Genomic DNA, 23,840 nt, shown 5'->3' with positions numbered 1-23,840 from the left:
TGCTCACCCATATTCAATAATGAGTCTGAATTTTACTTCCGCAACTACTTTAAAGGCTGTCTCCAATATTCGATAATGCAAATATAGGAGGCAGCCTCTTTTTTGTATTTATATAAATCTTGTATCCCGTCTTATAATATCTGAAGACTTTGTAGGGCGGAAACAAAAATTATATTTAAAATGGAATTGCCAATTTCAAGGCTTATTTCTTTGGAGTTAAAGAAAAATTATCCATATAAACAGCCTGATGTACACCATTCAATAGAACTTTCAGTCCCAGATGCGAGTCTTTTTTCAAAGAAATGGTATATGTTTTTTTCTCTCCTGTTATCTTTGAAGGTTTCGCTATTGAAACATAAGTCTTTGGATCGGAAGAATTGTTTACTGAGAAAAGCTCCAGTGTTGTTTCGCCTCCATTGTCCGAAAGATCAAGAGAAAGTGTATAGGTTCCTGCTTTGATTTCCGGAGTTACCAGATACATATTTTCCCCCGGGTTGCTCATTGAATAAAAAATAATTCTTTTATCACTGGCATATAGCATGGCTTTCCCCGGCTGAGCAGTCCAGCATTTATTGATATCTTTCCAGGTGTCAAAATTTTCTGTAAGCGTAGATACCGGTTTGCATTGTGCATTTACTGCTAGAAATCCTCCCATAACAGCTATTCCCGAGAGTACGATTTTTCTCATGTCTTATTTTTATTTATAATGAGTAAAAATAACTAAAAAAGGTTGTACTTGGAAGTTTTATTTTGTGATTTAAATTAGCTTTTGAATTTTCTAATGTAAACAGCTTCTATACCATCCAACTTGGCAGTATAGTTCTGAAGATTATTTAATAAAATAAGCCTTTCCACTACAGAAAAGCTTATCCGATTTCAAGTAAGATGCAATTATAAACAAGACTTAAAAATAAGATTAAATGTGATCAGGTAATTATGAGTGAAATCATATTGAATGTATTGGAAAGGGGAGATCAAAGATGATAGAACGGTAGAAAATGCCAGCCGTAGTACAATAGGCCATGCCAGCAGTATTAAAAAAGAATAGGCTGTGTGGTATATCTTCTATAAATGTTTTTTCTTTTTATATATTGTAGGGCTTTATTGGCTTATAAATTGATGCTAGAAACTGTATTGAATTTTTGATGACTAATGACTAGAACGATTGCAATTTTAATTTTCTTTTTTGGTGGTTTTTTCTTTTTAAATGCACAGGAGAAGAAAGATTCACTGTATTACAAAATAGAAGAATTTTCGGATAAGAGAAAAGTTACCAAATTCATTCACCGCTTTATATTTCGTAGAGAGCCGGATTCTACTTCCGTGAAGTCAAGGACAGAAAAACTGTCGCAGGAGGCTTATAATAAAAAATACATCAGAAAAATAAGGATCGAAACCATCGACCCTTTTGGATATGGCTCTAAAGATACTAAAGAAAAAGCCAGATGGTATGATTGGGTAGCAGATCATCTTCATGCCAATACAAGAAACTCTACCGTTAATAATTATTTACTTTTTGAAGAAGGGGAAGAGTATAATGCCCAGAAACTTTATGAATCCGAGCGTTTGCTTAGAGCCATGCCATTTGTCAACAGAGTGAATATCAGTGTTTCCGATAGTACTTCCGGCAAAGATTCTATTGATGTTGTGGTAAAAGTTCTGGATTCCTGGAGTCTGAAGCCGAGAATCAGCTATTCCGGAAGTAAAATTGGTCTCGGAGTTACTGAAGAAAATGTATTAGGATTAGGGCACACTCTTGATTTCCTTTACAGAAATGATTCCAAAGAAAAGCAGGATTATCTTTTGGGAAGCTATACAACCTATAACCTTCTAGGGACTTATATCAATGCACAGCTTCTCGGGGAAAGAGATTTTTCAAAAAATGAAAGAATTAATTTCAGCTTAAGAAGAGACTTTTTCTCACCTTTGACGAAATGGGCGGGTGGTTTTACATTTGAATATTTTAAGAGGAAAGTTTTACTTCCTACAGAAACCGATACAGCTTTTCCGGAAGTTCAGATCAAAGTCTACAGCCAGGATTTATGGGGTGGTTATCAGATTCCCGTTTCATCAGATCCCAACGAAAAAGTATCTAGCAATATTGCAATAATAGGACGATTTCAAAATTATCAGTATAAAGACAGTCCGGGAATAGACCAGTATAAATACTTCAGCTCATATAACAGTTTTCTGATGTCTGTTGGGTTTATCCACAGAAATTTTTCGGTTCAGAAAAATATTTTTCAATATGATTTGCCTGAAGATGTTGCTTATGGTAACTCTGTGAACATTATTGCAGGAGGGTTGTCAAGAAATAAAGAAGTGAACCCTTATGTGGGAATTTCTGCCTCTTACGGTAGTTTTATAAAGGTTGGATATTTCACAGTGAAAGCGCAGTTTGGACGGTTTTTTAATGAAGATAGCCAGAATAGGGAATCTTTCCGTGTAGACGGAACTTATTTCACAAATCTTATGGACTGGAAATTTGCCAAAGCAAGGCATTTCTTTTCTCCCACTGTAGCATTAGGGAATCCGCAGCATAATTATTCTTATAAAGACAGAATCAATCTTTCTTCCACAGACGAATTTCCTGTTTACAATTCGGATTATATAGGGACTAAAAAGCTGGTTTTAAGGTATCAGCTTCAATTATTCATTAATAAAACGTGGAAGAATTTCCACTTCAGCCCTTATTTAACAACTGCAGTTGGGTGGTTGGGAATGCCTGATGATAAACTATTGAAAACAAAGGCAAATACAAAAATTGGTATCGGCGTATTGATTAATAATCCGTACCTGGTTTTCAACAGAATTCAGATTTCTTTCATGTATTATCCGCGGGTTCCGTTTGATAATAATTCGGTTTTTGATTTTAACAGCAATAGGAATAATCTTTTACCAATGAATAATTTTGCAACAGATATTCCTCATTTTGTGAACTTTGGAAACTGATAAAGGAGTGTTTTAAATTTCACCCATTACAAACATATTCTCCATGGTAGGTACTTTGCTTCCACCTTCTTTTTCAAGTGTAATGGCAAAAGCCTGAGCATTGGGAATATTGGCCAGCGCAATGTTGCTGTCTTTATCTTCAGTGTACATTCCTGCATTGACAGGCTGTCCGTCTTCGATGGCCCAAAGCTGATATTGCATTCCTTCAGGAGCTTTAGGAAGTTTTTCTGCATTCAGATAGACTTCTTTTGTTTTCTTATCCCAAAAAACCATTGCTTTGGAATCCGTATGTTTTTCTACACCTTTAAGCATTACCATCTGCATATCAGGATTGGAGAACATATCAATCTTACGGTTCATTTTTTTCATTGCCAGATCCTGAGATTGCTTTTCTGCAGCTAGTAAAGCGATTTCCTTTTTATTGGATGACTGTGTATTCATCCAGAATAAATTGCCGGCAACACTTATCAGGAACAATACAGAAGCTGCTATTGCATAGGTTTTCCATTGGGTATTTCCCTGAATATTTACTCTTTCCGGAGTTTCTTTATGATCTTTTTTCTCAGGAATGTCTGTTGAAACAGCAGGTGCTATTTCTTCCACAGTCTGTTCCTGCTGAATTTTATTCCAGATCTTAGATTTCAAATCACTTGGAGGTGTTACAGCCTGAGCGGTAGCAAGATGTTCCAAAGTCTTTTGTGCTTCTTCAAAAGCAGCTTTTACTTCAGCATTATTCTTCATCACACACTCCAAAATCCCTGCTTCCTCAGGAGAAGCATGGCCAAGAATATAAGATTCTATAATTCCGGATGATATGTATTCTTTTGTGTTCAATTTATTGATAATCTTTTAGCAAATCTTTTAATTTCATCAGTGCATTACGCATTTTCGTTTTCACTGTTCCCAGCGGTATCTTCAGTTTTTCGGATATTTCATGTTGAGTGTATCCCTGATAATAAGCAAGATTTATAAGTTCCTGCTTATCTGTTTCCAGCCCTTCAAGCACATTGTTAAATCCAATATAATCAGATGAATTGTTTGTCGTTGAAAGTTCTGTAGTATTATATACGAAATCCGGAAGTGGTTGGTTTTTAAGCTCATTCTGGAAACCTTTAGACTTTAAATAATCAATAGCCGTATTCCTTGCAATATTGATCATCCAGGTGTAAAATCTTCCTTTGGAAGCGTCGTACTGATGGATAGAGTTCCAAATTTTAACAAAAACATCCTGAATCACTTCTTCAGTGTATTCTTTAGACTGAACGATTCGGAGAATGATTCCGTACAGCGCACCGGAATAGTGGTCATACAGATAATGAAAACCGGTTTCGTTTTTCTCTTTTAATAAAACGATAAGTTCCTCTTCCGAATAGGTTGTTTTAATAGCTTTTATTTTTCTATCCAAATGTAACAAAATAAAACATATAGTCAATAAAATCTAATCTATCTTTTATTTCGTACATGTTTTTTTGAAAATTATTGAAAAATATTCAATGTGAGAAATTTTATTTTAAGGATTGTTTCTTTTTTTAATAAAAATAAGTAACTGTAAATCATTGTGTTATAATAAATTTCATTTTTTTTCAATCTGAAATGAAACCGACCTCGTAAATGACATTAAAAGCACAATTAAATATAATTAATTAAAAATCAACGCAATGAACACACAATCGAAAATCACAGTTTTAGCAATGGTCGTTTTATCATTTGCTTTTAGCGGGACGGTAACAGCACAAACGATGAAAGAAAAAACAGTAATGGTAGGAGGTGCGCCTATGTATCCCTCCAAAAATATTATTGAAAACGCAGTCAACTCCAAAGATCACAAGACCCTTGTTGCTGCAGTAAAAGCTGCCGGTCTGGTAGAAACATTACAGGGAGCAGGACCTTTTACCGTACTGGCTCCCACAGATGCAGCATTTGCAAAACTTCCGAAAGGCACAGTAGAAAGTCTTGTAAAGCCAGAAAATAAAGCAATGCTTACAAGCATATTGACCTATCATGTTCTTCCTGGAAGATACAGCGCAAAAGAAATCTGGGCAGCCGTAAAAGCAGGAAACGGAAAAAGTATGATGAAAACTATACAGGGAGAGGATCTTACATTCTGGACAAAAGGAAAAGACCTTTACATAAAGGATGCAAAAGGAAACAGTGCTAAAGTGACCATTGCAGATGTAAACCAGTCTAACGGAGTGATTCATGTAATAGACACGGTTTTAATGCCATAACAATTTATAAGATTTCAGACAGCATATTTCAGTATGCTGTTTTTCTTCTTTATCCTAACACTAAAAAAATTAATAGTATGAAAAAAACAATTCAGGTTTCTAATCAGGGAGCTACCCTTGATACAAGCAGAAGAAACTTTTTAAAATTAAGTGGAGTAGGATTAGCCATCGCAGGTCTTACCTTCATAGGATGTGATGACAACGATGATTTTCAGATCATAGATGAATCCAAATATGATCTGGGAACAGGGGATGTGGGTGTATTAAATTATGCTTATGCACTCGAACAGCTGGAAGCAGATTTTTATACGAAAGTGGTGAATAATTTTTATGCGGGAATTTCGAGTATTGAGAAAGAAGTTTTTACAGATCTCTATCATCATGAAGTAATTCACCGGGATTTCTTTAAAGCAGCCATCAGCGGAGCAACAGACCATGTGCTTCCTAAACTGGAATTCCAGTATCCAAATGTGAATTTTAATGATCGTAATTCCGTATTAGCCACAGCAAAAGCTTTAGAAGATACTGGAGTAGCGGCTTATAATGGGGCAGGGAAATATATTTCTAATCCTGCTTATCTGGTGATTGCCGGTAAAATAGTTTCGGTGGAAGCGAGACATGCTTCTGCCATCAGAAATCTTATTAATCCGGGATCTGCTGATTTTTCGGGAGATGATGTGATAGATGCGAACGGACTTGATCTTGCAAAAGAGCCAAAAGATATCGTAATGGCTGCAGGAGCGTTTATCAAAACTCCTTTTACCTGGAAAGAAAGAGGCATTAACTAATCATTCACCTTTAAAAATTACATTATGAATATTCTTAAATTACTGGATAAGCTTTCTTATGATAAATTTTTCACAACGGAAGCTTCAAGACTGGAAACCATTACGAATATGTCATTATTCGGGAAAAAGACCGCAGCAGCAGCTGTACCTCTTGGTTTGGGAACTTTAATGGTTACTTCTGCCAAAGCGGAAACTGCAAAAACGAATTTAACAGGTTTCGCTTTAAAAAGTACCCTGACGGATGCCTTACAACTGGCATTGGTTCTGGAATATCTTGAAAATGAATATTACAGCATAGGACTATCCACACCGGGATTAATTCCCACAGGAGACAGAACTGTTTTTATGCAGATCTCAAAACATGAATCAGCCCATGTCAGCTTTCTGAAAAGTACATTGACTTCTCTGGGGACGACACCGGGAAATAAGCCAACCTTTGATTTTACAGCCAGCGGAAACTTTTCGCCTTTTACAGATTATAATCAGTTTCTTATTCTCGCCCAGGCTTTTGAAGATACCGGAGTAAGAGCTTATAAAGGGCAGGCCGGAAACGTAATGTCTAATAAAGTTGTGCTTCAGGCTGCATTACAGATTCACTCTGTTGAAGCCAGACATGCTTCACAGGTGCGAAGAATGAGAGCCAATAAAGGGTGGATTGAGCTTGCTGACGGAGGGAGTATGCCATCCGCAACCAATCCTGTGTATGCCGGAGAAGACAATGTAAATCAGGGAGGTTACAATACAGGAACTTTATTTGGAGCGGCAGCTGGTTCTGCGGCTTACGATGAAATATTAAGTGGAAGTGATGCACAGACTATTGCTTCCCTGTTCATAGTTTAGTTGTGATTTGGATGATGATAAAGTGGTGTCCATTTCCGGATTTTTCCGGGAATGGATTTTTTATATGTTCTATCAGGTTGTATATGAGGTTTATAGGGAGACTTTAATAATGCCTTTAAGTGCTGGAACAGCAGAGTTTTGCAGGTATTGGTTTAAATAAAAAATCCCCAGTAATTCCTGGGGATAAAAACTAATAACCATGAAACTCAAATTAATGAGATAATCAAGCCGCAAATGTATAGAAAAAAGATTCAAAGTCCCATTATTTTGAATTATTTTTTTCTGTTTTTTTAAAAAATTATACAGAAAGCTTCAATATTTGCTACCCATAAGCATCTCTGGTCGACATTTATAACCTTCAATTTTTCATTGTAGATATAAAACTACAGGAATAACAAATTAAATTGTCACACATCAGATTTCATTATCATTTTATATGGCTTATTTTTTAAAATAATAAAGTAGTTTTTATCTATTAAATTTGTATTTAACAATAGATTTTGTGAATGTTTTGAATTGAATTTATTGAGAAGGATTTAGAAGATCAACGGTCTATATTTGCCCCACAATAAATAATAAATTATGAAAAAAAATGTGTTTTTAGCTGGGGTTCTTATTACATCTACACTGTATTCTCAACAACTGACAACTAATACGGGAAGTCCTGTAGGAGATAATCAAAATTCTAAAACGGTAGGGAATAACGGACCGGTTTTACTGGAAGATATTCATTTAATTGAGAAGTTAGCCGCTTTTGACAGAGAAAGGATTCCTGAGAGAGTAGTGCATGCGAGAGGAGCCGGTGCTATTGGTGAATTTGTTGCAGATGCAGATTTTTCAGATGTTACCATGGCAGACTTTTTATCAAAAGCAGGTAAAAAAACACCGGTATTGGTAAGATTTTCTACTGTAGTACATCAGCAGGGATCTCCAGAAACCTTCAGAGACCCAAGAGGATTTGCGGTGAAATTTTATACTGATCAGGGAAACTATGATTTAGTGGGTAACAACTTGCCGGTGTTTTTCATCAGAGATGCCATGAAATTTCCTGATATGGTTCACGCTTTTAAACCATCTCCGGTTACCAATAATGCTTCTGATAATAACAGAGTTTTTGATTTTATGGCTAATATTCCTGAAGCTACACATATGCTGACCTGGTTATTTTCAGATTACGGAATTCCGGCTAACTATAGAGAAATGCAGGGAAATGGGGTACATGCCTTCAAATGGGTTAATGCAAAAGGAGAAGTAGCGTATGTGAAGTATAAATGGATTCCTCAACAAGGTGAAAAGAATCTTACACAGGAAGAAGCTGATAAAATCCAATCTACACAAATAGAACATGCTACGAGAGATTTGTACAATGCTATTCAGAACAAAAACTTTCCGAAATGGGATCTGTATGTACAGATGCTGAAGAAAGAGGATTTTGAAAAGCTTGATTTTAACCCGGTAGATGTGACCAAAATATGGCCGGAATCTATTGCAAAATCAGTGAAAGCAGGAACAATGACTCTTAATCAGAATCCAACGAATTATTTCCAGCAGGTAGAACAGGCCGCTTTTTCTCCGGGAACTCTTGTACCGGGAATTGAACCGTCAGAAGATAAACTGCTGCAGGGAAGGCTATTTTCTTATTTTGATACTCAGAGACACAGAATCGGAGGTAATTTCCAGCAGTTACCAATCAATGTATCAAAGAATGAGGTTATGACTTATAATCAAAACGGCTATATGTCTGTGAGACCTCAAAGCGGTGAAGTCAATTACCAGCCTTCAACGGGGAAACCGGAAGTGACTGATAACAAAAAATTCAAGTATTCCCAGACTGTTTTTCCTGCAGGTACATCGTCTGTACAGGGTAAAATTGATAAGGAAAATAATTTTAAACAGGCGGGAGAACTGTACAGATCTTTCTCTAAAAAAGATCAGGATAATCTGATTAAAAACCTTGGAGATGCTTTGAACAGTGTTACTAATAAAAAAGTAGTGGCTAAAATGATCTCTTATTTTTATCAGGCAGATTCAGAATATGGAAAACGTTTGGCGCAATATGTTAAAATGGACCGCCAGCAGCTGGAATCTTTATTATCTTCAAAATAAGAATAATGAGATATTTTATTTCTGCCGTCATTCTGTTTTTTGCGATGAACAGAATGAGCGCGCAAGACATCTTTTCGTATGCAAAGACAGGTAATGTAGAAGCTATGTCTACATTTAAAAAAGATATTGATTCTAAAAATACAGAAGGCTATACTCCCTTAATCTTAGCCGTATACCATAACCACTACAAAGCAGCCAGATGGCTGCTTGAAAATGGTGCTAAGCCTGATTTGCAGGATCAAAGTGGGAATACAGCATTAATGGGAGCCACTTTTAAAGGATACAAAGAAATGATTTCATTACTTATTTCCTTTAAAGCAGATATGAATGCCAAAAATTATAATGATGCAACAGCTTTGATTTATGCAGTCGTTTTGGGCAGAACAGAAATCATGAAACTACTCATAGACAATGGAGCTGATAAGAATATAAAAGATAGCAGAGGAAACACAGCGCTGCAGCATGCTCTGATGCAAAATAATGAAGAGGCTGTGAAATTGCTTCAAGGTGAATCAGTGGTTAAATAATACATTATTATTTGCTGATTAAAAATAAAAATCCCCTTTATCGTCTGATATTGGGGATTTTATTTGAATATTAGATCTTAGTGTTTATTAAATATTCGTGATTATTTGTATTTGTGTGCCTGGTTTTTATCTCCTAACCGTACAAGATCTACTGTGTTTTTAATTTTCAGTTTTTTGTAGACTCTTGCTTTATAAGTGCTTACTGTAGAAAGATGCAGGTTCAGCTCATTCGAGATCTCAATATTACCGTATCCTTTTATCAATAGATCAAATATTTCTTTTTCTCTTTCTGATAAAACTTCAAGTGGGTTGATAGGGATCTCTTTTTTCACTGATGAGACCAGCTTTTTTACAATATCCGGAGAATAATAAGTTCCTGTTTCAAAGATGTTTTCTACTGCTTCCAGGATATTATTTTCATCACATAATTTATTAATATATCCGTCGGCCCCTTCAATGATATATTGTACCGCAATATCATTGTCATACACTGAAAATACCAGAATTTTAAGGTCAGGCTGTATTTTTTTTAATTCGCCAATCATACTCAGATACTTACTCTCCGGCATATTGATATCCAGGATTAATAAGTTGAATGTTTCCACGAGTAGTTTATCTGTGAGATCTGTATAAGATTCAGCGTAAGAAATCTTTACATCTTTGTAGTGCGACTCCAAAATGAGAGTGGTTCCCAATCTCACTACAAAATGATCATCAGCGATAATAATTTTCCTATCCATATTTTTGTTTTTTTATTTTAATCGATATTATTGTTCCATAGGGGGTATTGTTTTTAAAGTCTATTTTACCATTAATCATCATAAGTAGCTGAAGAATAAGATGCAGCCCCAGACTGTATTTTTGTAAAATGAGTTTTTCATTTTCAATATTATTCTGAAGCTTTTCATAATATTTCATCTGTTTCTGGCTCATCCCTTTTCCCGTGTCTCTTACTTCCAGAAAAAAGATATTTTCATCTTCAATCGTGGACAGTTCTATGATCCCGTTTGTTGTGTTTTTTATCGCATTATCTATTAAATTATGAATAATAACCGCTACTACATTCTGATTGATTTGGGAAAAAGTAGGGTTTTTAACATTATTAATGATAAGCGTGTTTTGTTCTCTTGCAGCTCCTTGAAAAAGAGTCTTTTTGGTTTCAATAACTTCATAAATATTATAAGTTTCCTTCTTTTCGGAAATATTATAAATTTCAGCATACTCCTTCAGGGTTTTTACAAAATTGTAGAACTCTATAGAAGATTTGTAAAAGCTTTCAAAGTGCTTTTTTTGTATGTAATGGTCATGTTCATCTGTTTCATATAACTTCTTCGCGGCAATCGACAGATATTTTACAGGGGTGATAATATCATGGCTTATTGTTTCCAGTAATTTTTTCTGCTGAACACTTTCTTTTCGGAGCTGTTCCTTTGTATATTCCAGTTTTGAAACTGTTTTTAATAATTTCTGAGTTCTTATCTCAATGATTTTTTCCAGTTCTCTTTTTTTCAGTTCCTGTCTTTTTATTCGGAGCTTGACCAGCTTTAATAAAATGAACGATAGAATTAAAATGATAGAAAATTTAAAAAGCAATGTTTGATAGAATAGGTATTTTACATCAATATTCAGTGTTTTATAAATATATTTTCCTTTTGGAGAGGTTAATACTCTTACGATAAGCTGGTATTTTCCGGGCTCCAGATTGGTGATGTAGTATTTCCCATCGCTGCTTACTTTTTCCCATTTCTCATTTTTAGAACCTTTTAGTTTAGCTTCAATCATAAGGTTTACCCGGTTGGCATAATAAGGTACATCTATCCAAATCAAAGCTTTATAAAAATTGTTCTCCAGATTGATGGTATTCTCTTTTATGCTGCTTTTAGAATCATAAAATACAACACGTTCCATAAAGAAATTTTGAGGGTAATAACTTCTTATCTTTTTGGGATCAAAAAATACAAGTCCCTTTATCGAAGGAAACACAAAGCTGCCGTTCTGCAAAACCGAAGCACTGGGAGAACATCCTCCGTTGAATTCATTGGTATTGAATCCGTCTTCTTTACTGTATCGGTAATAGTAGACCGGAGATTTTTTATCTCTGGAATAATTCAGAAGATTGTTTTTCAGCACCTTGAATAGCCCGTTATTGGTACTGATCCAGAAAAATCCTTTTTTATCTTCAAGGACCGTATGTGAAAATAAGAGATAGTCTTCCTTATCCTCAGGCATTTTTATTAATTCTTTGTTTTTATAAAGAAAAAAGCCGTTTCCCTGAGTCATAATCCAAAAATTGCCATCATCAGTTTTTACAATTTCCCTTACATTCAAAGGTTTTGCAGATATTTTTTTAGGAATAAAAGAGGGCCCTTCTATGAAATATAAAGCATCTCTGGTCCCTACCATCCACTTATTCTGATCATATTCCTGTATTGAGGTCACAATATTGGAAACGGAGAGTTGTAAAAAGGAATTCTTAAAACTGGCATCCTTATAGAAAACAAGTTGAGTTTTTAATGAGGGTTGATGAAATGCTATTACATAATTGCCTTTGATATTCCATACATAAGATGCAGTCTTCCCGAAACTGACCTGTTCTTTTTTTGAATAATCAGTATTGTTGAGGTAACGAAGCAGGGATTGATTTTTTTGAACAATTATATTCTTTTTATTATCATACAATGAAAAATAGGTGTTGGTGGTATTGAAATGATATTGTTTTATCAGGCCGTTTTCGTTATAAACATCTCCTGAAGAGGTAATTACTTTATCCGGTCCAAAAGGCATCTGGGAATAAAAAATATTATCATAAGATCTGTCTGATTTGTTGACCAGATGAAAATTATTGAATTTGATCACATTCAGGCCGTCAGATAAGGTTCCCAGGTATAGCTTATTATTGATCTCATCGAGATAAATAGAGGATAGAGAATTTTTGTTGAGATCATAAACAGCAATCTTTTTTAAGCTGATGACATTGTGGGAATAGGTCACTTTGTATAATATACGATCATGAATGACAAAAGATTGATTGTTGATCTGGCTCCAGTATATTTTGGTATTACTTTGAAAAAATGCATCAGGAGCATCCAGATAAGTTGCTTTTCCAGCGGATATTTTAATGATCTTTTTTAACGTCCTGGAAATGATGAAAATGTTTTGTCCAAAACAGAAGGTATCTACTATATAATTTTGATCCAGTCCTTTTATGGGGTCAATGTTTTTGTGTCTGTATTGTATAGTGCCTTCATTAGCAAGGTGATAGTAGTTGTTTTTATCAAAATAAATAAAATACTTTCTATGTTCGGTCTTTTCTAAAAATCTATTTTTTACAAAGATGAAATGTGACCTGCTTTCACTCAATACCTTCCGGATACAGTGGGTCTGTTTCTGTAAAACTCCTACATTTCTCTTGGATATTAAAGCGGTGTTTTCACAGTAAGCTGTTAAATTATAAATAGAATCTTTTTCTGCATTCCCAAAAAAGAAAGTAAATCTGTTATTCTTAAGATTAAGATGACTAAAGGTTACAAAATTATATCCGTCATAGCGTACAAGTCCGTTTTCTGTACTTAGCCAGATAAACCCGTACTTATCTTTGGTAATATCCTTTACACTATTCTGTGGAAGCCCATTGTCTGTATCATACCATACAGAAGCTACCTGCTGGCTATAAAAGAGTTGTACACAGAATAATAGAAGAAAGATATAGATTTTGCAGGACATCATTGTGGAGTGAAAATTAGGATTGTATTTTTAACAGAAATAGTGGATGATTATTATAAAGTTATAAAAAAATAGCAGTCTGTATGAACTTCTAGTGTAATTTTTAAACTACAAACTATTAAATTTAAAATTACAATCATGGTTGTTTATTTTTACAGTAATAATTTTCTCATTTGTTTAGTTGCCTGATCTTTATTTCTCAATTGATTATATTATTCAATGTATTTTGAGTGAAATTTTAAGGTGTCTTAGACAGGGGAGAGGCTCGTATTTTCTCTGTTAAAATTCAGATGGTACTGCCGGATATAACAGCGGTGTTTTTTGTAAAGCACTTGCATTTCTTTTGGAATAAAATGATGTTTTACTGTAAGCCGTTAAATTATGAATATCCCTCCTTGGAATTCTACATTATCCTGTGGAAGCCCGTTGTTTTGTATTGTGCCAAATAGAAGCTGTTGGCAGGCTATAAAATATTCGTATACAGAATAATAGAAAAAAAGATAGGTTTTGCAGGACATTGATTGTGGGTTGAAATTTCGTGTGTGTTTTTAATAAAAATAATAAGTTATTATTATTAAAATTAACAGGCGGCAAAAGTAAGCAATGTCGATTTAAAACTACAAACATTTAAATTTAAAATTACAATAATAGCCATCTATTTTTACAATAATTATTTTACCATCCCTATAGGTTATCTGATCTTTGTCCCAACAATTTATTACCTGATTTAACAACACATGTTAAATATGTTCCCACGTATTTTAAATGAAATTTCAGGGTGATTTATACAGAGGAGATTCATCTCTCCTCTGTTAAAATTAAAATGAACATCAAACAAATGAATGTCAGAAAATTAAACCCAAAGGTTATGAAAAATAGAAAAATTACATCCTTAGCAGCGGTAATGCTTGGACTATGCATTACGGTGTCTGCACAAACCGGAAATGTAGGAATCAATACAACGTCTCCTACAAAAACATTAGATATCAATGGAGAGTTGCGTACCAGGACTTTGCCTCTAATTCCCGGAGGAACTCCTGTGGTTGCTGATGCAGACGGAAATATAGGAATATTCAAGCCAGTAAGTCCTAATGATTTTATTATCTACAACTTAGATAGTAATATCAGACAGAATTTAGCTCAAAATGTAGATTTAGGATCTATAAAAAATGTTACACAGAATGGTGGTTCACCTCAAATAGCTGCTAGTGATTGCTGGGTAGTGCCCAACTCTTCAATTACGTTAAAATTCCCCCAAAGTTCTATACGTAGAGGAACAGTATCATGGGGATTATGGTTTGAAATGAATTATAATGATTTAGGCCCATTTTCTCAACGTGCTATTGAAGGAGGAACAGGACAAATTAAACTTCCTGTATTCTTTAACAGCAGGGCTTATGCCAGACTTTATAAAAAAACAGGAACCAATCCTGATGTCTGGACACCACAGAATACAGTAACAGTGGTAATGCAAACTTCCCAGATTTCACCATATTTTGGTGCAGCAGCAGCTTACGACAGTTCAGGAAATCTTTATGCTACTGGAGGTGCTACCAATGCCAATTTCAGATACTTCCTGTATGCCAATTATAGCGTAGGTGACGGATCAGGTATTGATGTTGACCCTGATTCAGAATACAAAGTTGAACTGTTATATGGAATTGAGAATCTCTCTTCCCGTGCTAACATTACAGACCTTGCTTTTTTGCAAAACTGGGGAGTACAGTCTACAGGATATAGTTTTTACAAGAATTAAATTTTTAATTACATTTTAAAATGAGCGGAGTAGAAATATTCCGCCATTTGAATTCAGACCACTTTTTTATAAAGCAATATATTAACATAACAATCTTCACAATTTGAGAGTTCAATGAAAATAAGCAATAAGAAAAAAGTAATTAATCATATGATTTTTCAGCTGGTGGTAATTGTTTTACTCCTAGGAACTATCATTACGCTTAGATTCTTTGATTATCATTTGCTTTCAATGTTGTTTATTTTTATTACTCTTTTGATATTGCTATACGGGAAACTAAAAAACAGATTCATCTTTGAATACGAAAATTCCGGGGAGATCCTTTCCATAAAAAGTTATCAATGGCTTTCAGCAGGTAAAAAACCTCGTTTTGAAATGCCACACAGCAAAATCTTAAATATCAAAATCAAGGAGAGTATTCTAAAAAAATATCTGGTTGTTCTATTCTCAAATTCTTCTGGAAAGGTATTAAGAATGGATATTGATATTACTTTTTGCAATGAAAATCAGGTGAATTTACTTTTCATAGATATTAAAAAAAATATGACCATGAAAGATCAGGAGGTTATTTCCTGAAGGAGATAATGATGTTTTGAACAGTAAATAAATTAATATAGGATGGAAAATTTAAAAGATATTCATATCGGAGATCTGCTGTATAAAAGAGTAAAGGAAGAAGAAATAGAAATAACCAGAATCTGTAAATTCCTGCAGAAAACAGAAAAGGAAATTACAGATATGTATTCTCAAAAATCTGTAGAAGCAGATGTACTTTTAAAATGGTGTAAACTGCTTGAATATGATTTTTTCCGACTGTATTCCAATCATTTGATTTTATATGCTCCGTCTTCCGGCCCTAATAAAAAAGAGAAACAGTCTCAGCTGCCTCAATTCCGGAAAAATTTATATACCAAAGAGATTATAGATTTTATGCTGGAACTTCTGAAAAATAAGCAGATGACCCCTTCAGAAATCATGAATCAATATAGAATTCCAAAATCAACACTCAATAAATGGATAAGCAAATACAGATCATAAATGCCGGCCCCAATTATAAACAGATTTATCATGATTTTATTGAGGCCAAATGTCCTGATAAAAGAGAATATGTAAAAGGATTTTTATCTAAGAACAGTCTGTCTGTATCTGATGTGCTGAAAATCAATACAATCATTTTTGATGAATTATCTGAAAGTCAAAAATTTAAATCCTATGATAAACAGACTATTTTTGAAATCCTCGATTATCAGAAAAAACACAGATTAAATAATACCCAATTGGCCAGTCATTTTAAGCTGAGCAGAAATACGGTGACTAAATGGAAACGTACATTTTTAATATAAAGAGAAGAACATATTTTCCACTAAAGTAATGTTGTTTATATTTTGTTTTTTTCTAAGTTTTTAGAGTATATCTTATTGTAGATATGCTCTTTTTTTTGGTTCTATAACAGCATTGAGTAGTATTTTATCTACAATACCTGAGATTTCTTTTTACAGAATAAGCTTAGAATGTTTACGGGATCTGTTTTGTCTTTTATCTTAATTATTGGACCTTTGGAGACACATTAATGATTAAATTAAATTTATAATCGCATTTAATTAATATCGATTCTAAAGACTAAGGATGAAATATCTAGAGAGATTATTTTCTTTCTAGGTATTTCATTTGCGTTTTGAATATTTCCCTTTTCATTAAAAAAAACTTCCTTACCAAAAGCAAGGAAGATTTTCAGTCAAAATGTTATAAAACATTCTGATAACTATACCACAACATCTATCTTCACATTGATATTTCCACGGGTTGCTTTTGAATAAGGACACGTTGCATGAGCCGTTTCCACTACTTTTCTGGCTTCATCTATGGGAAGACCCGGTAAAATAACCTGTAAATGAGCCTGTAGAAAAAATCCATCATCATTAGCCGCCAGATCTACTGAAGTATTGACAGACAGATTTGAAGGAAGATTAACTCCCGTTTTTACAGCACCCAAATGCATAGCTCCAATAAAGCAAGCAGACCATCCTGCTGCTAATAACTGTTCCGGATTGGTTCCGTTTCCTTTTGCTCCGGGAGAGGTCAGTTCAATATCCAGTTTTCCGTCACTGCTTTTTGCTTCCCCGTTACGGCCTCCGGTTACTACAACGTTACCGGAATACAACACTTTACTGATGTTAACTACTGTTGTATTTTCTACTTCCTGAATGGTATTTAATTCCATATTTTTATTATTTAGATTGAACAATATTGTTGATTGATCTGTTATTAAAGTTTTTTTCTTAAATCTTTGAAAGCTGCTCTAAGCTCTTCCGTAAAGACCTGTGGCTGTTCCCAGGCTGCAAAATGTCCGCCTTTTGATGCTTTGTGATAATAATATAAAGTAGGGTAGGCACGTTTTGACCAGCTTTCGGGAGCCTGATAAATTTCGTGAGGGAATACCGAAATAGCTACAGGAACTTTAATATCTTTCGTCTTCTGAGCATCAGCACTGAAGTTGTTTTTGTTGTTTTCCCAATAGAAACGGGAAGAAGATGCTCCTGTATTGGTAAGCCAGTAAAGGGTAATGTCATCCAAAATTGCATCACGGCCTATTACATTTTCCGGATGAAGGTTACTTTCACTCCATTCAGCGATTTTCTCGTACAGGAATGAAGCTAAAGCAGTTGGAGAATCAGAAAGTAAATATCCTGTCGTCTGCGGACGCGTTACCATCATTCCTCCATACGCGGCATTTCTTCCAAAGAAAGTACTCATCGCATTATATGCTTGTGTTTCTGAAGCAGAAAGTCCGGTAGGAGCAGGATCACCTGCGTTGATAGGTTTTACAAGTTCTGCAGGAATAGTAGCCGGCATCGTAAGGTGAATTCCTAAAAGACCAGAAGGAGCTTGCTTTGCTAAAGCATCAGATACTACAGAGCCGTGGTCACCACCTTCGGAAACATACTTTTTGTAGCCAAGTCTTTTCATTAATACATCCCATGCACGGGCAACACGGTCAGGATTCCAGCCAAGTTCAGTTGGAATTTCTGAAAAACCATATCCAGGGATGGCTGGAATGATCACATCAAATGCATCACTTGCTTTTCCTCCGTATTTCACGGGATCTGTCAGAGGACCTATGGCATCAATAAATTCAAGAGGAGAACCCGGCCAGCCATGAGTAAGAATCACCGGCATTGCATTGGATTCTTTGGAACGGACGTGGATAAACTGAATATCAATTCCGTCAATTTTTGTTACAAATTGTGGAAGTGCATTCAATTTATTCTCCACTTTTCTCCAGTCATAATCATTCCCCCAATAGGTAATCAGTTCTTTTAACTGAGCGAGCTGAATTCCCTGGGAAGCATCTTTTACCGTTTCTTTATCCGGAAAACGGGTTTCGGAGATTCTTCTTTTAAGTTCATCCAGCTGAGATTGCGGGATATTGATGTGAAAAGGACGGATACTCGTGTCAGTTGTTGACGATGCAGTATGAATAGTATTAGCTTGTGCTTTGAAGACTGCAGGAGTACTTAGAATAAAAGTTGCTGCTAACAGGATGGTCGAAATTGTTGTTTTCATTGCTTTATTGTTTTAGATTTTAAATCTGTTTTTCTTTTTTGATGAGACAAAATTAGGTCCTGAAAAACGGTTGCTGAACAGGTAATTTGTTCAAACAGTCATATTTTGCAGCGAAATAGACATTACAGGTGGTGAACAGGAAAATGGAATAATGATGAAGGAAAAGCTAAGCTGTTCAATCCAAAAAAGGATAAAAAATAAGCTCCGTTCTTATAAAAACGGAGCTTATTTTATGGTTGTATTCTTTAGAAAATTATCCGTGGGCTTCTACGGATACATCATTCCATTCTTTCCAGACTTTTAAACGCTGTTCATAATTATGTTTTACAAATGGCAATGCTACTTTCCCAAGTAATAAACGCAATGGAGGATTTTCCGTTTCTGCTAATTTTATCAATGCCGGTACTGTAGCTTCTACACTTCCGAAAGAAGTTTCAGCCTCCGAAAAGGCTTTTTTAAGACCATCATAAACAGGATTGCTTTGGGTATTAATTCCTGTATGCCAGATATTGGATGCATAACCATTAGGTTCTACCAAAGTAACATGAATACCGAATTCTTTCACTTCCGTAGCCAGAGTTTCGCTTAGTCCTTCCAGTGCAAATTTAGAAGCATTGTAAAGTCCCATTGTGGGTAAAGTTGCCAATCCCAGAATAGAAGATACCTGAATAATATGCCCGCTTTTTTGATCTCTCATGATGGGAAGTACTGCCTGTGTAAGCCATAAAGTTCCAAAGAAATTGGTCTCAAACTGTGCCCTTGCTTCCTGCTCATTTGTTTCTTCAATTGCTCCTGTTAGCGCGTATCCTGCATTATTGATCAGGATATCAATACTGCCGAAGTGCTGGTTTACCTTCTGAGCTACAGCCAAAGATTCTTCCCGTTTGTCTACATCTAATGTTAAAGGCAATACAGAATCCCCATACTTTTCTTTTAAATCATGAAGTGTTTCTACATTTCTGGCTGTTGCCGCTACTTTGTATCCTTTTGCTAAAAATGCTTCTGCCCATGCTCTTCCGAAACCTTTTGATGCACCTGTAATTAAAACTGTTTTTGACATTTTTTTTGTTTTTTAATTAATTGTTATGATTATACTTTTTAAAGTCTTCTATTTATTTTAAATGACCGATCGGTCATATTTTTAATAAAAAAAATTACACTTTTTTTTCTTCTATCATTTTTTTCAGGCTATTGCCAATAACCTTCATTCTATCATTTTTACCAGACATTCTGGACATCAAATGACCTCCTTCAAGCATTGCAAAAAGAACTGTTGCAAAATCGGTCGGATTCCAGTCTGCTCTGAATTCTTTATTGGCAATTCCCTTCTCTATAATACCGGAAAGTAATTCCTGCCCCTGTTTAATGGCACGGTTTACCTTTTCTTTAACTACAGGATTGGTGTCATCAGCTTCCATTCCAAAATTTAATAAAGGACAGCCTCCGACTACCGGTGGGTGATTGGGATCACTAAAAAAATCAATATAAGCCAATAATTGCTCTTCAGAGGTTTTATGTCCGCTCAAAACTTTTTGGAGCTTGTCACTTAATAGCTTCATGTTATGTTCAACAGCTGCACAGGCAAGAACGTCTTTATTTTCAAAGTGAACATACATACTGCCTTTAGACAACTTGGTCGCTTCCATAATATCACTCATAGAAGTAGCTGCAATCCCTTTTGTATTAAAAATAGGTGCTGCTTTTTCTATAATGAACTGTCTGGTTTCTTCTCCTTTTGCCATGATGTGTCTAAATAACAATGCAAATATATGACCGATTGGTCATAAAAACAAAACTTTTTTATATTTTTTTAAAAAAGAATTAGACTAGTAATAAAAAGTGCTGAGAAATTTGTGTTTGTGATGATAAAAAAGCCTCTATTCAGAGGCTTGACTAAAATCCTTAAGTAACTCATTTTCCATTTGTGTTATAGAATCGTAAGTTTATAACAAAGATTAAAAAGGGTAACATACATTCAATAGAGGGATATTATAATGTATACAGCAACTAAATTTTGATTTATGAGAACTCAGGGAGGCGGGTCAGTATTTTTTGATCCATTTGTATAAAGTAGTTTTTGGGATTTTGTAATCTTCTATTATTTGTTGTTTTGTTTTTTCATTTGTTTTTAAAAGGTTTAGAATAAAATCAATCATTTCTACGGTATAAATATTTTTTCTGAACTCCGGAAGCTGTGTTTTTTCCTGTTTTGATTTTTGATAATAATCCGAAGATAAAGGAGGTGAATAGAGTAAAAGATGTTGAGAATAGATCCTGAAAAAATCATATGTTAAGAGCTTGCTCCATTTAAGAAGAACCTCTGCATCCAGAGATTTACTTTTATACATTTCTGAAAGTTCGTTATGGCTACATTGCATAAAGTTCAGGAGTCTGTCTGAAGAAAAGCCAGTTTCTTTCACACGTTTTTGTATCAATTCACCGATGTGGATATCTTTAAAAAGCATCATAAAAGAATTGGGATAAAACCACTTTTGTAATAGGGCAAAAGTGGTTTTTATAATTTGAAAAATAAATATTTTATGGTTCAGCTTATATATTAAGTACCATAATATACAATACTCAATGAAGCTGTAGTTAATCTGTGAGGTCTTGTATAGTTAGCTCTGCAACTTATTATTTCACCGACATTAAAATAAGCAGTCACTCCTATAGTATTTGCTTCAAAAGTAAGATTGTCAGTTAAGCTACTTTGATTTACCGAAAGTTCAGTTGTAGTACTAGAAGCCGTTTTCTTTATAAAGGTTTGTACTGTTCCTCCTGTATTAGGAAAGTTCATGCCAACATTCTTTTTTGTGTAAAGTAAAATACCATAATATCCTGCTTTCAATACGGTAAAATTCCCTGAGCTATATGATAAGTTTGCAGCATTGATTTTATCAGTAGTAAAAGTGTATTTAGCCTCTGTATTGGCAGAAAGATCACTGGTTGAGGTAATTCCTGTGGCAATTCCTACTATAGAAGGAATACTTGCTGTTGTCCCGTTTACCAGATTACCATTAGTATCAGTTCCTAATAAACTGAAATTTTTATAATTTTCCAGGCGTACAGATCCATCATCAGATATGCTGACTAGCTCTTTATTAGTGCTGTCATTAATCTCTAAAGCTTTTGTAGTACTTGTTGTTCCTTTGCTCACTACATCAAGTGTAGCGCTGGGGGTTGAAGTATTCATCCCAACCTGTGAATACGCATTCAATGAGGTTAACAGAACAATGGGTAATAATAATTTTTTCATAGATGTAAAGATTTTTTATGTTGTTTTTTTCACCTAAGATTCACAGGTATGTAAGTTGCATGTGCTGTAAATCAATTGGATACATTTTGTTGTCACAATATTACATTCGTAGCTGTATATGGTGCAAAATTTCATCTATGACATGGCTATGACATGGTTTTAAATTTCTGATAATCAGATGTTATATTTAATCAGATACTTGCTTTTTATTTATGATCTATTCTGTCATCATGTATAAAATGTGTTTATAATTTTGGGTTTAGAATACAAGATTTTAATAATGATATGGACGTTTTCCTGACGATGAAATTATATCCCTGATAAACAAGCTAAAAACAACAATAATCCTCTATGTCATATCTGTGTCATACCTATGTCGTGTCCATATTGGTTTCTTTTTTCTTTAAATATTTTATCATTGCTCTTACAATAGGCAGTAGTTCTTGTATTGTTATTAATTGGATGTTGATTTTTTTTATTATTGTTGATTTTTTAATAATTAAATCATTTGTTTTATTTTAATTTGGTTTTGTTTTACTGTTATATTTGTTATATGTATAAATTATTACACGCTCACTTACTATATGATGAAATTTATCTTTTTGTTTTTTCCTTTATTGCTTTTTGCACAGTCTAAAATTACTACCAAAACAATTGAAAAAAGACTGGAGAAATCTAACGCTCTTCTTATTGAAGGGCAGACAGATGAAATGGTCAAATTGAATCTTTCGATACTTGATGATGCTAAGCATATTAATTATGCAGAAGGTAAATTGTCTGCATATTATAATTTAGCCCTTGCTTTTTCTATGCAATACAAGTATAATAAAAGCAATTACTTCTTAAAGATGATGGAACCAGAATTTAAAAATTCGGAAGCTGAAGATCAGGAAATTTCCATGAATATATTATACAGTATTAATTACAGAGGAATTAAAATGTATGACGAAGCTCTGAAAAAACTAAAGAAGGATCTTGTGATGGCCAATGGCTTAAAAAATGATTCTACCAAATGTGCTATAAAAGGAATGATCCTCGTGCAGATAGGGAAAAATTATTTTGAGAAAAAGCAATATGACTCTGCTGCTTATTATGGAAAGAGGATTGTTGATGAATTGAAGAAATCCAAAAAAATGGATGCGGGTATGAATACAAGCTTAAAAGCAGCCATGTTACTTTTAGCTGAAACAAAACTCAACGAAAACAAGATTGATTCTGCTGAGATTTATATTAGATCCGCTCAATCTGTACCAATCGGGTGGGGGAATAATGATTTTGCAACATTAAAGCTTTGGGGACAAATTCATGATGCGAGAAAGCAATATGATTCCGCAATTATAGATTATGAAAAGGCAATAAAGCTTGCCGGAAATGCAAAGAATTTCAAAAAATTATCAGAGTTATACCGTTTAATAGCCAAGTCATATGAAAAAACCGGCCAGATAGATACCGGAAATAGATATGAGCTTAAATATAATAGTCTTAACGATAGCTTAAAGAGGATAGATGATGAAAATCTGGAAGATACTGTAGGCCTTCTTGTAGATGAAAAAAAGAGACCTTTGGAGCATCAAACCCACCTTTTAATATACGTTATACTTATAGGATCTGTGGGTGCAATTATTATCATCTTTTTTGTACATAAAAGGATCAAAAACAAAAATAGAGTACTAAACATAAAAGAAAAAGAAGCTCAGGAACTTAATCAGAAACTGAATTTTGCTTTTGAAGAAGTCATTCAGCTGGCTAAAAATAACGATCCTGAATTTCTTACCCGATTTCAGGAAGTATATCCCAATTTTTTTCCAAACTTAATGAAAATAGAACCTCAGCTGCAGAGTACAGAACTGAAATTTTGCGCCCTGTTATTTCTTAATTTCTCTACTAAAGACATTGCAACCTATACTTTTGTTCAGCCTCAATCTGTACAAACCAGAAAAAATCGTATTCGTAAAAGGTTAAGAATTCCATCCGATGAGGATATTTACCTATGGATGAAAAATACCTATACCCAATAATAGGAGAGTGAAATAACACAAAAAAAAACAGGCACGCAACTTTCTTTATATGTCATACCTAAGTCATATTTCTTTTTTTGTT

The 23,840-nt window shown here is 34.3% G+C and carries 22 protein-coding genes; 11 read left to right on the top strand and 11 right to left on the bottom strand.

Going from position 1 to position 23,840, the window contains the following annotated elements; genetic code table 11:
* Positions 1 to 202 precede the first annotated feature (202 nt).
* Entirely contained in the window at positions 203 to 688 is a 486-nt protein-coding gene (locus FW780_RS05415; protein WP_149832555.1) for a hypothetical protein, read from the bottom strand.
* Positions 689 to 1,152: 464 nt separating this feature from the next.
* Between FW780_RS05415 and FW780_RS05410 the strand changes: the two genes are divergently transcribed.
* Complete coding sequence (locus FW780_RS05410) at positions 1,153 to 2,952, top strand: BamA/TamA family outer membrane protein (protein ID WP_149832554.1); 1,800 nt, start codon at positions 1,153 to 1,155, stop codon at positions 2,950 to 2,952.
* Between the two features lie 12 nt (positions 2,953 to 2,964).
* On the opposite strand, the gene FW780_RS05405 is transcribed toward FW780_RS05410, so the two are convergent.
* Positions 2,965 to 3,786 carry an anti-sigma factor gene (locus FW780_RS05405; RefSeq protein ID WP_149832553.1) on the bottom strand — a complete coding sequence of 274 codons (822 nt, stop codon included), beginning with the start codon at positions 3,784 to 3,786 and terminating at the stop codon, positions 2,965 to 2,967.
* 1 nt (position 3,787) lies between these two features.
* Complete coding sequence (locus tag FW780_RS05400) at positions 3,788 to 4,357, bottom strand: RNA polymerase sigma factor (RefSeq protein ID WP_228460082.1); 570 nt, start codon at positions 4,355 to 4,357, stop codon at positions 3,788 to 3,790.
* 253 nt (positions 4,358 to 4,610) lie between these two features.
* On the opposite strand from FW780_RS05400, the gene FW780_RS05395 reads away from it, so the two are divergent.
* From FW780_RS05395 to FW780_RS05375, 5 genes are all read left to right on the top strand, one after another.
* Positions 4,611 to 5,180 (top strand): fasciclin domain-containing protein, encoded by a 570-nt coding sequence (locus tag FW780_RS05395; RefSeq protein WP_149832552.1) that lies wholly within the window; start codon positions 4,611 to 4,613, stop codon positions 5,178 to 5,180.
* A 77-nt stretch (positions 5,181 to 5,257) separates the two neighbouring features.
* Positions 5,258 to 5,968: a ferritin-like domain-containing protein gene (locus FW780_RS05390; protein ID WP_149832551.1), complete on the top strand. Its 711-nt coding sequence runs from the start codon at positions 5,258 to 5,260 to the stop codon at positions 5,966 to 5,968.
* Between the two features lie 24 nt (positions 5,969 to 5,992).
* Positions 5,993 to 6,808, top strand: coding sequence for a ferritin-like domain-containing protein (locus tag FW780_RS05385; RefSeq protein ID WP_149832550.1), 816 nt, complete (start codon positions 5,993 to 5,995; stop codon positions 6,806 to 6,808).
* A 582-nt stretch (positions 6,809 to 7,390) separates the two neighbouring features.
* Positions 7,391 to 8,914, top strand: coding sequence for a catalase (locus FW780_RS05380; RefSeq protein ID WP_149832549.1), 1,524 nt, complete (start codon positions 7,391 to 7,393; stop codon positions 8,912 to 8,914).
* A 5-nt stretch (positions 8,915 to 8,919) separates the two neighbouring features.
* Complete coding sequence (locus FW780_RS05375; protein WP_149832548.1) at positions 8,920 to 9,441, top strand: ankyrin repeat domain-containing protein; 522 nt, start codon at positions 8,920 to 8,922, stop codon at positions 9,439 to 9,441.
* A 101-nt stretch (positions 9,442 to 9,542) separates the two neighbouring features.
* Here FW780_RS05375 and FW780_RS05370 read toward each other — a convergent pair whose 3' ends face one another.
* Positions 9,543 to 10,181 carry a response regulator transcription factor gene (locus tag FW780_RS05370; protein ID WP_149832547.1) on the bottom strand — a complete coding sequence of 213 codons (639 nt, stop codon included), beginning with the start codon at positions 10,179 to 10,181 and terminating at the stop codon, positions 9,543 to 9,545.
* Complete coding sequence (locus FW780_RS05365; RefSeq protein ID WP_149832546.1) at positions 10,174 to 13,167, bottom strand: ligand-binding sensor domain-containing protein; 2,994 nt, start codon at positions 13,165 to 13,167, stop codon at positions 10,174 to 10,176. Before FW780_RS05365 ends, FW780_RS05370 begins: the two co-directional genes overlap by 8 nt.
* Before the next feature lie 865 nt (positions 13,168 to 14,032).
* Between FW780_RS05365 and FW780_RS05360 the strand changes: the two genes are divergently transcribed.
* From FW780_RS05360 to FW780_RS05345, 4 genes are all read left to right on the top strand, one after another.
* Complete coding sequence (locus FW780_RS05360) at positions 14,033 to 14,920, top strand: hypothetical protein (RefSeq protein WP_149832545.1); 888 nt, start codon at positions 14,033 to 14,035, stop codon at positions 14,918 to 14,920.
* A gap of 150 nt (positions 14,921 to 15,070) precedes the next feature.
* On the top strand, positions 15,071 to 15,496 hold the full coding sequence (locus FW780_RS05355; RefSeq protein WP_149832544.1) for a hypothetical protein: 426 nt from the start codon (positions 15,071 to 15,073) through the stop codon (positions 15,494 to 15,496).
* 42 nt (positions 15,497 to 15,538) lie between these two features.
* Entirely contained in the window at positions 15,539 to 15,958 is a 420-nt protein-coding gene (locus FW780_RS05350) for a transposase (RefSeq protein ID WP_149832543.1), read from the top strand.
* Entirely contained in the window at positions 15,934 to 16,263 is a 330-nt protein-coding gene (locus tag FW780_RS05345) for a helix-turn-helix domain-containing protein (RefSeq protein ID WP_149832542.1), read from the top strand. The genes FW780_RS05350 and FW780_RS05345 overlap by 25 nt, the downstream gene beginning before the upstream one ends.
* Positions 16,264 to 16,682: 419 nt before the next feature.
* On the opposite strand, the gene FW780_RS05340 is transcribed toward FW780_RS05345, so the two are convergent.
* The 6 genes from FW780_RS05340 to FW780_RS05315 all read right to left on the bottom strand — a co-directional run bounded on the left by FW780_RS05340 (position 16,683) and on the right by FW780_RS05315 (position 21,740).
* Positions 16,683 to 17,141: an organic hydroperoxide resistance protein gene (locus tag FW780_RS05340; RefSeq protein WP_149832541.1), complete on the bottom strand. Its 459-nt coding sequence runs from the start codon at positions 17,139 to 17,141 to the stop codon at positions 16,683 to 16,685.
* Positions 17,142 to 17,185: 44 nt separating this feature from the next.
* On the bottom strand, positions 17,186 to 18,484 hold the full coding sequence (locus FW780_RS05335) for an epoxide hydrolase family protein (RefSeq protein WP_149832540.1): 1,299 nt from the start codon (positions 18,482 to 18,484) through the stop codon (positions 17,186 to 17,188).
* A gap of 253 nt (positions 18,485 to 18,737) precedes the next feature.
* Positions 18,738 to 19,544 (bottom strand): SDR family NAD(P)-dependent oxidoreductase, encoded by an 807-nt coding sequence (locus tag FW780_RS05330; protein ID WP_149832539.1) that lies wholly within the window; start codon positions 19,542 to 19,544, stop codon positions 18,738 to 18,740.
* A gap of 94 nt (positions 19,545 to 19,638) precedes the next feature.
* Positions 19,639 to 20,226 (bottom strand): TetR/AcrR family transcriptional regulator, encoded by a 588-nt coding sequence (locus FW780_RS05325; protein ID WP_149832538.1) that lies wholly within the window; start codon positions 20,224 to 20,226, stop codon positions 19,639 to 19,641.
* Between the two features lie 300 nt (positions 20,227 to 20,526).
* On the bottom strand, positions 20,527 to 20,949 hold the full coding sequence (locus tag FW780_RS05320) for a transposase (RefSeq protein WP_149833814.1): 423 nt from the start codon (positions 20,947 to 20,949) through the stop codon (positions 20,527 to 20,529).
* Between the two features lie 92 nt (positions 20,950 to 21,041).
* A complete protein-coding gene (locus tag FW780_RS05315; RefSeq protein WP_149832537.1) occupies positions 21,042 to 21,740 on the bottom strand; it encodes a hypothetical protein in 699 nt (232 codons plus the stop codon).
* Positions 21,741 to 22,324: 584 nt separating this feature from the next.
* Between FW780_RS05315 and FW780_RS05310 the strand changes: the two genes are divergently transcribed.
* Positions 22,325 to 23,758, top strand: a complete 1,434-nt coding sequence (locus FW780_RS05310; protein WP_149832536.1) for a tetratricopeptide repeat protein — start codon at positions 22,325 to 22,327, stop codon at positions 23,756 to 23,758.
* The last annotated feature ends 82 nt before the right edge of the window (positions 23,759 to 23,840 follow it).

The sequence above is a fragment of the Chryseobacterium sediminis genome, assembly GCF_008386505.1.
Lineage (GTDB): Bacteria > Bacteroidota > Bacteroidia > Flavobacteriales > Weeksellaceae > Chryseobacterium > Chryseobacterium sediminis.
The sequence above is the reverse complement of the archived record's forward strand: the minus strand, read 5'-3'. Positions and strand labels throughout refer to the sequence as shown.

What these genes read in the sequence shown, in the direction of transcription:
- FW780_RS05415 (WP_149832555.1), bottom strand. Translation starts at nt 688, where the DNA reads ATGAGAAAAATCGTACTCTCGGGAATAGCTGTTATGGGAGGATTTCTA.
- FW780_RS05390 (WP_149832551.1), top strand. Translation starts at nt 5,258, where the DNA reads ATGAAAAAAACAATTCAGGTTTCTAATCAGGGAGCTACCCTTGATACA.
- FW780_RS05325 (WP_149832538.1), bottom strand. Translation starts at nt 20,226, where the DNA reads ATGGCAAAAGGAGAAGAAACCAGACAGTTCATTATAGAAAAAGCAGCA.
- FW780_RS05380 (WP_149832549.1), top strand. Translation starts at nt 7,391, where the DNA reads ATGAAAAAAAATGTGTTTTTAGCTGGGGTTCTTATTACATCTACACTG.
- FW780_RS05375 (WP_149832548.1), top strand. Translation starts at nt 8,920, where the DNA reads ATGAGATATTTTATTTCTGCCGTCATTCTGTTTTTTGCGATGAACAGA.
- FW780_RS05365 (WP_149832546.1), bottom strand. Translation starts at nt 13,167, where the DNA reads ATGATGTCCTGCAAAATCTATATCTTTCTTCTATTATTCTGTGTACAA.
- FW780_RS05345 (WP_149832542.1), top strand. Translation starts at nt 15,934, where the DNA reads ATGGATAAGCAAATACAGATCATAAATGCCGGCCCCAATTATAAACAG.
- FW780_RS05320 (WP_149833814.1), bottom strand. Translation starts at nt 20,949, where the DNA reads ATGCTTTTTAAAGATATCCACATCGGTGAATTGATACAAAAACGTGTG.
- FW780_RS05385 (WP_149832550.1), top strand. Translation starts at nt 5,993, where the DNA reads ATGAATATTCTTAAATTACTGGATAAGCTTTCTTATGATAAATTTTTC.
- FW780_RS05330 (WP_149832539.1), bottom strand. Translation starts at nt 19,544, where the DNA reads ATGTCAAAAACAGTTTTAATTACAGGTGCATCAAAAGGTTTCGGAAGA.
- FW780_RS05410 (WP_149832554.1), top strand. Translation starts at nt 1,153, where the DNA reads ATGACTAGAACGATTGCAATTTTAATTTTCTTTTTTGGTGGTTTTTTC.
- FW780_RS05370 (WP_149832547.1), bottom strand. Translation starts at nt 10,181, where the DNA reads ATGGATAGGAAAATTATTATCGCTGATGATCATTTTGTAGTGAGATTG.
- FW780_RS05395 (WP_149832552.1), top strand. Translation starts at nt 4,611, where the DNA reads ATGAACACACAATCGAAAATCACAGTTTTAGCAATGGTCGTTTTATCA.
- FW780_RS05350 (WP_149832543.1), top strand. Translation starts at nt 15,539, where the DNA reads ATGGAAAATTTAAAAGATATTCATATCGGAGATCTGCTGTATAAAAGA.
- FW780_RS05340 (WP_149832541.1), bottom strand. Translation starts at nt 17,141, where the DNA reads ATGGAATTAAATACCATTCAGGAAGTAGAAAATACAACAGTAGTTAAC.
- FW780_RS05360 (WP_149832545.1), top strand. Translation starts at nt 14,033, where the DNA reads ATGAAAAATAGAAAAATTACATCCTTAGCAGCGGTAATGCTTGGACTA.
- FW780_RS05355 (WP_149832544.1), top strand. Translation starts at nt 15,071, where the DNA reads ATGATTTTTCAGCTGGTGGTAATTGTTTTACTCCTAGGAACTATCATT.
- FW780_RS05335 (WP_149832540.1), bottom strand. Translation starts at nt 18,484, where the DNA reads ATGAAAACAACAATTTCGACCATCCTGTTAGCAGCAACTTTTATTCTA.
- FW780_RS05310 (WP_149832536.1), top strand. Translation starts at nt 22,325, where the DNA reads ATGATGAAATTTATCTTTTTGTTTTTTCCTTTATTGCTTTTTGCACAG.
- FW780_RS05315 (WP_149832537.1), bottom strand. Translation starts at nt 21,740, where the DNA reads ATGAAAAAATTATTATTACCCATTGTTCTGTTAACCTCATTGAATGCG.